This window comes from Hymenobacter sp. YC55 (assembly GCF_029433095.1).
In the GTDB taxonomy this organism is placed as follows: domain Bacteria; phylum Bacteroidota; class Bacteroidia; order Cytophagales; family Hymenobacteraceae; genus Hymenobacter.
The window spans coordinates 2,787,888-2,802,416 of record NZ_JARNTX010000001.1 but is presented as its reverse complement, the minus strand read 5'-3'; the positions used below and the strand labels follow the sequence as shown (position 1 = coordinate 2,802,416).

Sequence of the window (14,529 nt, the reverse complement as noted above, 5' to 3'; positions counted from 1 at the left end):
GGCGCCTTTTGTATGTATTACGAGAAGCTTCTACTATGCTTCTATATTATTTAAGTTTTGTGTTGCATTAGCTGGATAAGCGAGTTGACTAAACTTTAATATTTACAATTTGAAATTCAACAAATAGGCTGCAACAAAATCTTGTAATTATCTGTATAAGGCCGAGATTATTTTATTATTAATTCATGGATAATTTTACTTTTTTACAGAATTCAATGCTAAAATCTGCGCGCTTGTTCGGTAATTGCAGGCACTGCGAAGCTTTAGGGAAAGACGGGGTAGTAGCCTTGTGCTTTCTTGTTTTCCTATTATATCTATTTGGCTGATTAGCAGGGTAGTTCCGCTTTATTTATTTCCAACCTTTCCTTTTCTATGAAACAGACGTTTACCCGTTTGCTGCCGCTGGCAGCAGGCCTGCTCCTGTGTGTGCCTGCCAGTCAGGCCCAAGTAACACCCTCAATCTCGGCTAGCAAAGCCCCAAAAGGCCTGCCTACGCAGCTCCAGTTCTCGCTGCCAGCTGGTGCGCCAACCCTGCGCCACGCCATCACTACTCTAGGGGTAGGACCCACGAAGCGCCTGGCTCAGCAGCGCGGCCTCGTCCGTTCTGGCAGCAAGCAAGTAGCCCTAGCTGGGGCCGTGCAAAGCCAAGCCCGGACCAGCGCTGCCGAAACAACCAGCCAAGTGTGGGCGACTCGCTACCGGGAAGGGGCCAACTCCGCGGCTTTCACTCGGGTCGACATGGAGGTGGACGCTGCTGGTAACACGTATGTGCTAGGCCATAATTCGTCGGGCGAAGATTACGTGACGTCAAAGTTCTCGCCTAGTGGCCAGCTGGTTTGGGAAGAGTACTACAACTCGCCCGGCCGATACGGCAGCGTCGACCGCCCCGTTGATCTGGTGCTCGACGCAGCGGGGAACGTGATTGTAACCGGTACCTCTACCGTTTTCGCTGCCACGAGTGGTACTCCAACTTCCCGTGCAGACTTTCTTACAGTTAAGTATTCACCTAGTGGTCAAACCTTGTGGGTTAATCGCTTTGATAGAGAAAGCAATAATGATGTAGCGGAAGCCTTGGCCGTAGACGCGGCGGGTAATGTGTACGTGACGGGCACTATTATTTTTGCCGGCACCAACCCCCCCCGCAACGCCGATATGGTCACGGTCAAGTACTCGGCCAACGGCACACGGTTGTGGAGCACTGCGTATACTAGTAACAACGGAGGACCTAATGCCGTAGCCGCGGATGCCGCCGGCAATGCGTACGTATCGCGGGACCGGACTATTTTCAAGTACGACAAAGCTACCGGCCAACTGGTATGGACTGCCTCCAACCAGGGAAACATTTTTCCTGTTCTTGATAAGTTAATGGTAGATGGCGCCGGCGACTTGCTTGCTATCGGCTACTACGCCACCACCACTAGCAGCACCAACTATGCCACCCGAAAGTACGCTGCGGCCACCGGGCAGCAATTGTGGGAAGCAGTCTACAACGGCCCCGCCAACGGCGCAGACGAGCCCACGGCCCTGGCTGTGGATGCCAACAACAACGTGTTTGTAACAGGCTCCTCGAGTAGCGGCGCTAAAGACGAATTTGCCACCATCAAGTATTCGCCGAGCGGCCAGCAACTCTGGCTGGCACGCTATAACGGTCCGACCGGTAACGGCGCTCAAGGCTTCGATAATGTGCTCGTTGATATGGTGCTCGATGCAGCTGGCAACGTATACGTGGCCGGAACCTCGCAGGGCCTGAGCACCAACAACGACTATGCGACGGTAAAGTACTCGGCTAGTGGCCAGCAGGTATGGGAGGCTCGTTACAACGGCCCGGCCAACAGGGCGGATATGGCTAAGCACATCGGCCTAGATACCGCCGGCAACGTGTACGTGGGCGGCGACTCTGGAAAGGCTCCCGATGGAACTAGCTTTACGCTCGTCAAATACGAACAAAACAGCGTACAGGAGGCGTGGGAGGCACGGTTCACGGGCACGGGCAACAGCGCCGAAGTAGCCAAAGATGTAGTCAGTGATGCGGCCGGCAACGTGTACGTAACGGGCTACGCCTACAACGGGCGCAACTACGACTACGCCACGGTGAAGTATAATGCCAACGGGCAGCAGCAATGGGAGGCGCGCTACAATGGCCCGGCCGACAATGAGGACCTGCCTACCAACGTGGTAGTCGATGCCGCGGGCAACGTCTACGTTTCAGGTACATCGTACAGTGCCACCGAGAGCGACTACGCCACCATCAAGTACTCGCCCACGGGCCAGCAGTTGTGGGTGAAGCGCTACAACGGCCCCGCCAATGGCTATGACTTAGCTTCCAAAGTGGAGGTTGATGGAACAGGCAACGTGTACGTGACCGGCTCCTCCGACAACGGCAGCACCAGCAGCTACGACTACGCCACCGTCAAATATGATACGAATGGCCAGCAGCAGTGGGCCACCCGCTACAACGGCCCGGCCAACAGCTTCGACCTCGCGGCGGACTTGGTGGTGGACCCGGCGGGCGACGTGTACGTGACCGGCACCACTTACACCGACACACAAAGCGACTATGCTACCGTTAGGTACGACGCCAATGGGCAGCAGGTGTGGGAGACGCGCTACAATGGCCCGGCCAACGGCTATGATGAGGCCGCTAGAATTGCCCTTGCCAACGGTTTTCAAAGCAGTGTCGTGGTGACCGGCACCTCCGATGGGGGCACTAGCACGGGCTTCGACATTGCCACCAGCGAATACACCAGAAGCACGGGCCAGCAGCAATGGGTAGGCCGCTACAATGGACCCAGCAATGGTGATGATGTGGTAGCGGATATGGTGACGGGCCTGCGTAATGAGTTTGCGTATGTAGTAGGTACCTCGTTCAGCAGCACGGGCGCTGACTATGTTACTATGATGTACCAGATGGGAACCGGGCGCCTCGCATGGACGATTAACTACAATGGTCCCGACAATAGCTATGAGGAAGCCAAGGCCGTAGCCGTAGACGCGGCTGGCAACGCCTATGTAACGGGTCTGTCGTACAACAGCGATGGCACCGATGACTATGCGACCGTCAAGTATGCCGTCTGGCCAAATGCTAATCCTAGTCTGCAGACCGGTCGGCAACTCTGGGCGGCGCGCTACGACGGAACTGGTAGCTACGACGAAGCGGCGGCCATCACGGTAGACGCGAGCAACAACGTGTACGTGAGTGGCTACTCGCAAGGCACAGATACGGGCTACGACTTCGCCACGCTCAAGTACAGCCAGAACAACGGCGGCGGGCCACTGGCGCTAGCCACCAGCACGGCCTCCGTCGGATCCATTAGTTCACCACTTGCAGTGGCGGCTCCAAGTCGGCAGTTACACGAGCTAAGCGTGTATCCGAACCCGACCACAGGCCCGATTACCGTCAGTTTCCGGCCGGTGCAGGACGGGGCGGCACAGGTGCGGGTCTACAACCAACTCGGCCAGCAAGTGGCCAGCTTGTACGAGGGCAAGGTGCGCCAAGGTCAACACTACGAGCTGCCGCTCCACAGCGAGAAACTGAGTGCGGGCCTCTATACCTGCTCCTTGCTCGTCAATGGCCAACGCGAATCAGTACGGCTGGTTATAACTCACTAAAACTCTATCGCTGCTGCAGGCGCTGGCACCTATAGCCAGCGCCTGCATACCTGTAAGCCGCCCGTAGCTGCAGCGCTTGTTTGTGCTTGCTTCTTAACTACGCCGCCACACCAATTAAGTGCCTTTATTATTTCCAACCTTTCCTTTTCTATGAAACACCTTTTCACTCGCTTGCTGCCAGCAGCAGCAGGCGTACTCCTCTCTGTGCCTGTCAGTCAGGCTCAGGTTTATCAACCCCAAGCGGCGGGCAGAGCTACAAGGGCCCTGCCGACCCAAATACAGAACTTATTGCTGCCACTCGGTCCCCCGGCTTTGCAACACGCGTTGCCTGGTACCAAGCGGGAAGTAGGGACCAGCAAAATAGCCAAGAAGCTAGAGCGGCCGGTAGTTCGTCGGGATGAGGTAAGTGCAGTTGGGGCAAAAACTTCAGGGGTTGTCGATGGACCAGTCAGCGAAGAATGGGTAGCTCGCTATGCCGGGCCGGGCAACAGTTACGACGCAGCTACCGACGTAACAGTGGATGCAGCGGGCAACACGTACGTCACAGGTTACTCCTTCGGTAGTATTACCCGTTATGATTACCTTACCATCAAGTACTCGCCTAATGGTCAGAAACTCTGGCAAGCTCGCTATGATGGACCCAACTATCCGGGCGTTGGTGATGATGATGTGCCGGCCAGTATTGCGGTAGATGCGGCCGGCAATGTCCTAGTGACGGGGTATTCCTATAATGCCAACGGACGGACGTACGATTATCTGACCGTCAAGTACTCGCCTAGTGGACAGCAGCTCTGGACCGCGCGCTATAACATCAATAACAAGGAGGATGTAGCAACAGATGTAGCGGTGGATAGATCCGGGAACGTGTATGTCACCGGTACCTCTAATAGCAGCGGCAGTAGCTACGACTACGTTACGCTCAAGTACACTCCCAGTGGCAATCAGCTCTGGCAGGCGCGCTACAACAACACAGGTACTAGCGATGAAGTACCTACTAATTTAGTCGTGGACGCCACGGGCAATGTAGTGGTGACGGGTACCACCTCTACGGCGAATCAGAGCGATTATGCTACCATCAAGTACTCGACTACCGGTGTGCAGCAATGGCAAGCACTTTACAATGGACCAGCTAACAGTTGGGACTTAGCGCGGGACCTGGCTGTAGACGCCAGTGGCAATGTGGCCGTGACGGGTACTAGCGACGACGGCACCGGCAACTACGACTATGCCACCGTGCGCTACTCGACCAGCGGTCAGCAGCTCTGGGCAGCCCGTTACAATGGCGCCGGCAACAGCTACGACGAAGCTACCAGCGTAGCCGTGGATGCGACAGGTACTGTGGCCGTGACGGGCTATGCCGACATTGGCGGTGGCAACTGGGACTACGTCACGCTCAAGTACGCCGGCGCTAGCGGTCAGCAATTGTGGGAAGCGCGCTACAATGGCCCAGCCAACAGCTACGATGAAGCCCGGGATATAGTCGTGGACGGATCAGGTAATGTAACCGTGACAGGCCGCTCCTATAACAGCAGCGGTACCAGTGACTTCTCCACCGTAAAGTACAGTAACTCTGGCCAGCAACTCTGGGCTAGCCGCTACCACGGCACGCGTCTTGGCGATGACGCACCGGCCGCTATAACCGGCGACGCCTCCGGCAACGTGTTTGTGGTGGGGGCCTCCAGCGGCGAAGGCTTCAACGACACCAACTATACCACCATCAGATACAACGCCAGTGGGCAACGAGTATGGGAGGCTAGCTTCAATGAATATATCAGCTCCTACTATGAAGCGGCCGACATGGTTGTGGATGCAACCGGCAACGTATATGTAACAGGCAGAAATTTGGAAAGCAATAACCGCTACGACTACGTCACTATCAAGTACTCGGCCAGTGGTCAGCAACTCTGGGTGGCCCGCTATAATGGACCTGCCAATGGGTCCGATAATCCTACCGCCATAGCCTTGGATAAAGCGAATAATGTGGTGGTAACGGGCTCTTCCGAGGGTAGCGGCAGCGGCTATGATTACGCCACCATCAAGTATTCAACTGATGGCCAGCAGCTGTGGATAGCCCGCTACAACGGAGGTGGCAATCAAAATGATTTGGCTAGTAGCATAGCCGTGGATGCGGCGGGCAATGTGGTCGTGACAGGTACTTCTTTCAAAGCTACGGACGATGGCGACTACGCCACGCTCAAGTATGATGGAACTAATGGGCAACAGCTTTGGGAATCGCGCTACAATGGGCCGGACAATCGCACTGAACGTGCCATTAGCCTCGCGGTGGATGCGGCTGGTAACGTGGCCGTAACCGGCAACTCCTATAGGATCATCAGCCCCGGTATTCTTGAGCACGACGCGTACGCCACGGTCAAGTACGACGCGAATAGCGGCCAGCAACTGTGGGTAACCCGCTACACATCCGCCGTATCTGGCTATGGTAATGTTAATGACATCGTAATTGATGCCGCGGGCAACGTATACGTAACCGGCACCTCTTCAACAGGCCGCCTCTCTTCTAGCTTTACTACCCTCAAATACTCGGCTAGTGGTGAGCAAATGTGGGTGGCCTACTACGCGGGCAATGGACCAGGTATTATTGAGAATGAAGCCACAAAAATTGCCGTGGATGCCGCGGGCAATGTGGTTGTAGCCGGCTATACTTATAATTACGACCAGACTACTTATTCAGGTCATGACTATGCTACAGTGAAGTATTCCCCCAACGGCCAGCAGTTGTGGGAGGCTCGCTACAACGGTGAGGGAAGTAATAATGATGATGTGAAGGACTTGGTTTTGGATGCAAATGGCAACGTGTACATAACCGGGACTATCACCCGGTTCTTGTATCCTGACTATAACATCGTCACAATTAAGTATGCCGGAGCTAGTGGCCAGCAAGAATGGCAAGCCAGCTACGATGCCGGTGGAGATTACGCGGCAGCACTAGCTGTCGATGTAGCGGGCAATGTATATGTGGCCGGAAGTTCTAGTGGGAGTTATACCACTATTAAGTATAACCAAGCTGGCGGCTCAGCTTCAACGGCTCCTGTAAGAACCATTAGTTCACCACTAGCCGTTGCGGCCTCCAAGAGAGGGGCCCAAGAACTGTCCGTGTACCCCAACCCAACGGCTGGCCCAACCACCATCAGCTTCCGGCCGGTGCAGGATGGGGCGGCACAGGTGCGGGTTTACAACCAACTCGGCCAGCAAGTGGCCAGCTTGTACGAAGGCAAGGTGCGCCAAGGTCAACACTACGAGCTGCCGCTCCACAGTGAGAAGCTGAGCGCGGGCCTCTATACCTGCTCCTTGCTCGTCAACGGCCAGCGCGAAGCGGTACGGCTGGTTGTAACGCATTAACCAAGCTTGTATTTCGCTTCGTGAAAAAAGCGTCGCCAGACTTTTTCTGGTGGCGCTTTTTTGCGGCGTAGCAGCACGACTGTAGCTGCCAATTTAGGTCTAGGCGTGGCCTAGAAATAGTTCTTTTCTTTTTTGAAGGCGGTTTCCTGCCCTAAGGAAAGAGAAACAGCCTCTAGTATAGGTAATTGTACGACTTGCCAGAAAACAAGAAGATAATTGATGTCGTAGTATATATAGAATAATTAGTATTAATTCGTTAATTTACTGGTAGACCGGTACCCGCCTTTGTACCGCCGCTAGCTGCCCCTGCATACCCGGTGCTGCCTACTTCCAACTGAAGCGCCGAAATGAGACGTTGAGTTTTTGCCATTCCGCAGGTTTCGACCTGCTTTTTGTTTTCCTAACCATTATCCCACCGTATGAAACAAGCTTTTACGCGTTTGCTGCCGCTGGTGGCAAGCCTGTTGTTCCATGTGTCAACTGCCCAGGGGCAGGCGGACCTAACTCGGGCGTCGAGGCGCGTCGAGCGGCAACTGCCCCCGCTGCCTCAAGCGCTGCTGTTGTCACCGGGAGCCCCGTCCTTATCCCACGCGCGGCCTGGCGACAAGGCCGCGCTACTGACGCGCCGACCCACACCTGTCAGGTCCGTCCAGCAACCAGCTACATCCGCAAGGGGAACGAGCACCCAGGGCGTCACCGCCGGTTCGGTCACCGAGGCCTGGGTGGCCCTCTACGATGGGCCTAGCATCAATGTGGCCAGCAACTTGGTAGTGGATGCGGCCGGCAATACTTACGTGACCGGCTACTCTACAACGGCTATCACTACCGGCCGCGGCAACGACTACGTGACCATCAAGTACTCGCCCAGTGGCCAGCAGCTCTGGAGCGTTTTGTTTAACTCCGGGCCCGGCAACACCGATGACCGGGCGACGGATCTGGCTGTGGATGCCACCGGCAACGTGTATGTAACGGGCTACGCCACCCGTGGCAACAGCAACAACTCCGTGGGGACCACCGTCAAATACTCGGCTACCGGCCAGCAGTTGTGGACGGCCAGCTACAGCGGTGGCGGCGTAGGCGCTTCTTTGGCGCTCGATGCCACCGGCAACGTATACGTGGGCAGCGGCGCCAACAACCTCGTCAAATACGCCGCAAGCACCGGCCAGCAATTGTGGCTGCTATCGCTCTTTGGCTCGGTGAAGGATCTGGCCGTAGATGCGGCCGGCAACGCCTACGTAACCGGCACGGCTACGGGCAACGGCACGGGCAACGACTATAGCACGGTAAAGTTCTCGCCCGCGGGACAGCAGCAGTGGAGCGCCCTCTACAACTCGGGACCGGGCAATAGCGACGATCAGGCCACTGAAATTGCCGTGGACGCGGTAGGCAACGTGTACGTGACGGGGCGGTCCGAGCTAGTCGGTCAGCTTTCCGACTACGCCACCCTCAAATATTCGGCTAGTGGCCAAGAGCTGTGGAGCAGTCGGTTCAGTGGTTCCAGCACCAGCTTGGATGTGCCCACTGCCTTAGCCGTAGACGCCGACGGCAATGTGGTTGTGACCGGTACGTCTTTCAATAACTTTCTGAGCAGCTACGACTATGGCACGGTGAAATATTCGGCCAGCGGGCAGCAAGTGTGGCAAGCCTTGTACAACGGCAACGGCGGGATTAGCGTCGACGAAGCCTACGCGTTGGCGGTTGATGCAGCCGGCGATGTATATGTGACCGGCTACTCGGGCCTCACGCAATCCATCAGCGAATACGCCACACTCAAGTACAATGGCGCCAGTGGCCAACAGGTTTGGCAAACGCGCTACGCCGGAACAGGGCCCTTGCCCACCAGTGAGGTAGCAGTAGCGGTGGTGGTAGGGCCAACCGGCAGCGTGTACGTCACCGGCGCTTCGTCCAACAACATTATCATAACCACCAACTCTGTGCTCGCTACCATCAAATACGAGCAAAATAATGTGCTGCAAGTGTGGGAGGCGCGCTTTACCCCGCCCGCCAGCAGCAGCAACGAGGTGGCCATTAGCCAGGCAGCCGACGCGGCGGGCAACGTGTACGTGACGGGCTACGCCTACAACGGACGCAACTACGACTACGCCACCGTCAAGTACGCCGCCAGTGGGCAGCAGCTCTGGGAAGCCCGCTACAACGGCCGGGGTAATGGCGACGAGATACCCGAAGCCCTGGCCTTGGACAGCGCCGGCAACGTGTACGTGACGGGCACCGCCTACGATAGTATTAGTGGGTTCGACTATGCCACCGTCAAATACTCACCTACGGGCCAGCAGATCTGGGAAGCCCGCTACAACAGCAACGGCGACGAAGCCGCAACGGCTCTGGCCATAGACGCCGCCGGCAACGTGGTAGTGACGGGCACCGCCATAGCCGCCAATTTTCGCGACTACGACTACGTCACGCTCAAGTATGCTGCCGCCACCGGGCAGCCCGTATGGGAAGCGCGTTACGCCGGAATCGGCAACAGCAACGAGGTAGTATCGGCCGTGGCCCTCGATTCGGCCGGCAACGTGTACGTGACCGGCGCGGCCACCAATGCCACCCCAAACGACTACGACTATGCCACCCTCAAGTACGCAGCCGCTAGCGGCCGCCAACTGTGGGAGACCCGCTACACTGGCACCGGCAGCGGCAACAGCAATGAAGTGCCAACGGCCATGGTGGTGGACGATGCGGGCAACGTAATAGTAACGGGCGCTGCCACCAACGGGCGTAGCAACTACGATTACGTAACCATCAAATACCTCGGTGAAAACGGGGCCGCAGTGGTCTTCAGCAGCTACAATGGAACTGCCAACAGCGATGATATTCCGACGGGCATTGCCTTGGATGCCACAGGCGACGCCGTTGTGACGGGCTTCTCGTTTGGCACGGGTGGCACCTACGACTATGCAACGGTGAAGTACGACTACATTGCGCCCTACTATGGCGGCCGACAAGTGTGGGCCACCCGCTACAACGGGCCCGACAATAGCTACGACCAAGCCGCGGCTCTCGCCATCGACCCGGCCGGTAACGTGTACGTGACGGGCTCGTCGTTCAACCGCGACGGCACCGACGACTATACCACGCTCAAATACTCCGGTACCAGTGGGCAGCAGCTGTGGGAAGCGCGCTACGACGGACCCGGCAATAGCTACGACGAGGCCGCCGCTCTTTCCCTCGACGGCGCTGGCAACGTGTGCATCACCGGTTTCTCGTTCGGCGCCAGCACCGGCTATGATTTCGCCACGCTTAAGTACGGCCAGAACACCGGCGTAGGACCGGTGGCGCTGGTGGGTGTAGCCCCCGCGGCAACCCTCAGTGCGCCGCTAGCCGTAGCGGGCCCTACCAGGCAACTGCACGAGCTAGCCGTGTATCCCAACCCGGCCTCCGGCCCGACTACCGTGAGCTTTCGTCCGGTGCTCGACGGATCTGCTCAGGTAAGCGTTTACAACCAGCTCGGCCAGCAGGTCGCCACCTTGTACGAGGGCAAAGTGCGCCAAGGCCAGCACTACGAGTTGCCGCTCCACAGTGAGAAGCTGAGCGCAGGCCTCTACACTTGCTCGTTGCTCGTCAACGGCCAGCGCGAAACCGTGCGCGTAGTGGTCAGCCACTAACTTCATAGTTTAGTAATACGCTTGAAAAGCGTCTTCTGCCTTGTGCGGGAGGCGCTTTTTTGTAGGTAGTAGAAGCGCCTGCCCGTTGAGTGGAGCTTGCTTTTCAAGTTTCTCACGGCTCTTGCTTACGGGGTCGAGGGCCACGAACTGCCGGGAAACAGCGTGTATAAGATATAGCACATATACAGTGTCTGTAGATTTAATTCACTTATTTACTGAGGCTTGCTGCTATAGTGCAGTGGCCTGCTACCGGAAGCTCAGCAGTAGCTAGGAGCCACTAGAAGTAATTAGAAGTAGTACGACCCGCTGTGTGCCCGGCGGGCTATGGCTTGCTTTTGTTCTTTTTCAACCCTAACCCACTCTCTATGAAACAGGCTTTTACGTGGTTGCTATTCTTGGCTGCAAGCTTACTGCTGCACCCATCGGGCACCTTAGCGCAGGTTGGTTCGCCTCAACTTTCCAGCAAAGTGCAACGAACCTTACCCGCGTTGCGGCCGCAGGTGGCACTGCCCGCCGGAGTGCCCGCTTTGCGCCACCCGCTACCCGGTGCCAACGAGTCCTTATCAGCCAACCGGCCAGCACCTGCTAGGCCCCCCCAGAAAATAGGCGCATCAGCAAGAGGAACAAACGCTCAGTCTAGCACAACCGGCTCAGCCACGGAAGCGTGGGTAGCCCGTTTCAGTGAATCGGGTACCGTTGAAAACGAGGCAAAGGACATGGTGGTAGACGCCGCCGGAAATGTGTATGTAACGGGTTATTCATTCCGAAATGGTAGCAACGACTTTGCTACGGTCAAATACTCGTCGGATGGCCAGCAACTCTGGAGCGCCCGCTACAACAGTGCTGGCAATGGCAATGATGTGGCCACTGACATGGCCGTGGATGCCGCCGGCAACGTGTACGTAACAGGATACTCGGCCGAAGGTGGCAGTAGGCTTTCGCGCTATGTTACCATCAAGTACGCGGCCAATGGTCAGCAACTGTGGGTTAGTCTTGGCACCGTTAGTAGCATCATCGTAGATGACCGACCCACCGATGTGGTCGTGGACGCAGCGGGCACGGTGTACGTGACCGGCAGTGGCTACTCCGCCGAACGGCGCTATTACTACACCACTTTGCAGTACTCCGCGAGTGGCAATATCCTTGGTACAATCATATTTACGGGAGACGAAAACTACGGCTTTGGCTCTCGCTTAGCCCTTGACGCCGCCGGCAATTTTTATGTAGTTGGGAGCAGCAATTCTGATTATTTCACTCGCAAGTACTCGGCTGCTGGCCAACTTCAGTGGACCGCCAGCTACAATGGCCCCGATAACAGTATCGATAATGCCACAAGCGTGACAGTAGACGCGGCCGGCAACGTGTACGTGAGCGGCGCCTCCAAAAGTATAACTAGCGCCAACGACTACGCCACGGTGAAGTATTCGGCCAGTGGGCAGCAACTCTGGGCTGCGCGCTATAATTCGCCCAACCTTTTCAGCGATGATCAACCCACGGATCTGGCTGTAGATGCGGCTGGCAACGTGTTCGTAACCGGCACCGCTTACGGTGGCCCAACCCGCTTCGACTATGCCACCGTGAAGTATTCAGCCACTGGTGAACAGCAATGGGCAGCCCTGTACGGCGGAGTGCAAAATGACGGTGTTGAACAGGCATACAGTCTCGCCCTAGATGCCGCCGGCGATGTGTACGTAACGGGTTATTCCAGTGTCACGTCTAGTGCACTAGGTAGTAATTTAGCAACCGTGAAATATGCCAGCGCTACCGGCCAGCAGCTTTGGGAAGCCCGCTACACTGGAATAGGCTTCAATGGTACCTACCATCCGGTAACTGTTGCGGTTGATGCTACTGGTAGTGTCTATGTGACCGGTACCTCGGGTAGCTCCGCTTATACCACCATCAAATATCAGCAAAACGATGTGCAGCAACTCTGGGAAGCGCGCTTCAACGCGGCCGCCAACGGGGCAGAAGTAGCCAAGGACATTGCCACCGATGCCGCGGGCAACGTGTACGTAACGGGCTACGCCTACAACGGGCGCAACTACGACTATGCCACCGTCAAGTATTCGCCCACGGGTCAGCAACTTTGGCAAGCGCACTACGATGGCCCCGCCAACGGCGACGAAGTTCCTACTGACCTGGCCGTAGACGCGGCAGGCAATGTAGTAGTGACGGGCTATTCGCTTGGTACTGGCAGCAGCTACGACTACGCCACCGTCAAGTATTCATCGAGCGGCCAGCAACTGTGGAGCGCCCGGTTGAACGGGCCCAGCAACAGCGAAGATTTTGCCTTCAGTGTGGCCCTGGATGCCACCGGCGGCGTGTTCGTAACCGGCGCCGCGCGGGCCAATGGCAAAGGTCCGTTTCCGGGAGATTTCGAATACTTAACGGTTAAGTACTCGGCCAGTGGCCAGGAGCTTTGGATGTCTCAGTACATCGGACAGCCCTATGCTCCGAATGTAGCTACGGCGGTAGTCGTTGACGCCGCTGGCAATGCCTACGTGACCGGCTACTCTCAGCGCAGCAGCCTGGATTATGTCACCATCAAGTACGCTGCCAATGGTCAAAGTCTGTGGATTGCTCGCTCCGGGGGATTCGGCAACGACATTGCTACTGCGGTGGCTGTGGATCTGCTGGGTAACGTCTACGTCACGGGTAGCTCGGACCCTAGTGGCGACGGGCGCAACTACGACTATGCTACCTTCAAATACTCGCCCAGCGGGCAGGAACTGTGGGAAACTCGCTACAACGGTTCGGGCAACAGCCATGACTTGGCAGCTGACTTGGCGTTGGACGCAGCGGGCAACGTGTACGTAACCGGTACGTCGGATAGGGGCGGCAACTGGGACTACGTCACGCTTAAGTACGCCAGCGGTAACGGCCAGCCACAGTGGGAGGCCCACTACGATGGACCCGATAGCAGCTATGACGAAGCCGCAGCCCTGGCCCTCGACGGCGCAAACAATGTGTACGTGACCGGCTTGTCCTACAACCGCGACGGCACCAATGACTACGCCACGCTCAAATACGCAGCTACCGGCCAGCAATTGTGGGAGGCCCGTTATAACGGCCCCGGCAACAGCTACGACGAGGCTGCCGCCCTAGCCGTAGACTCCAGCAACAACGTGTACGTAACCGGCTTTTCGCACGGTAGCGGCACTGGCTACGACTATGCCACCCTCAAATACAGCCAGAGCACTGGCGCCGGACCCGTGGCCTTGGCCGGCGCAGCTCCGCTTGTAGCAGCTAGCGCGCCACTGGCCGTAGCGGCCCCTACCAGGCAACTGCACGAACTGTCTGTGTACCCTAACCCAGCCACAGGCCCAACCACAGTTAGCTTCCGGCCGGTGCAGGATGGGGCAGCGCAGGTGCGGATCTACAACCAGTTGGGTCAGCAAGTAGTCATGCTCTACGAGGGCAAAGTGCGCAAGGGTCAGCACTACGAACTGCCGCTGCACAGTGAGAAGCTGACGGCCGGCCTTTATACCTGCTCGTTGCTCGTTAATGGCCAGCGTGAAACCGTGCGGTTGCTAATCAACCGATAAGTGTTTAGGCACCTGAAATTACTGAAAGCGCCTCTGGACTCGTTCCGGAGGCGTCTTTTTGTGGGGTAGGGGAGCTTACTGCGGTAGATTGGTGAGGTAAGAGAAGGGCCGGGCCGGAACCTGCCACGTGGCTGTTCGTCAAGCTTAGAGCCCCATCCGGCGGCGTCTGTCGGTAGATTTCAACGATAACAAGGTAGATGGTTGAGCTGTCAGGGAAAGCGTGTAGTTTTATTGCTAGGCCTTGTTGTGGTAGGCTTATTTTCCGGTACTTGGCGCCGGTTTTCGTGCTGTTGATTGTGCGTTTCGGGCAGTGCTCGGACCTAAAAAAGAGAAACTAGGGCTACTTATTCTTGCCTCTATTAAGGTCGCTTTTCTTGTTCTACAGGCCGGTAATG

Annotated in this window: 4 protein-coding genes; all 4 read left to right on the top strand. The window is 56.8% G+C overall.

The genetic code is table 11. From position 1 onward, the window contains the following. Positions 1–372: 372 nt before the first annotated feature. Complete coding sequence (locus tag P1X16_RS11740; protein ID WP_277229010.1) at positions 373–3,609, top strand: T9SS type A sorting domain-containing protein; 3,237 nt, start codon at positions 373–375, stop codon at positions 3,607–3,609. A 150-nt stretch (positions 3,610–3,759) separates the two neighbouring features. Beyond that, a complete protein-coding gene (locus tag P1X16_RS11735; protein ID WP_277229008.1) occupies positions 3,760–6,969 on the top strand; it encodes an SBBP repeat-containing protein in 3,210 nt (1,069 codons plus the stop codon). A 419-nt stretch (positions 6,970–7,388) separates the two neighbouring features. Further along, positions 7,389–10,589 (top strand): SBBP repeat-containing protein, encoded by a 3,201-nt coding sequence (locus P1X16_RS11730; protein ID WP_277229007.1) that lies wholly within the window; start codon positions 7,389–7,391, stop codon positions 10,587–10,589. 365 nt (positions 10,590–10,954) lie between these two features. Continuing rightward, positions 10,955–14,134 carry an SBBP repeat-containing protein gene (locus P1X16_RS11725; RefSeq protein ID WP_277229004.1) on the top strand — a complete coding sequence of 1,060 codons (3,180 nt, stop codon included), beginning with the start codon at positions 10,955–10,957 and terminating at the stop codon, positions 14,132–14,134. The last annotated feature ends 395 nt before the right edge of the window (positions 14,135–14,529 follow it).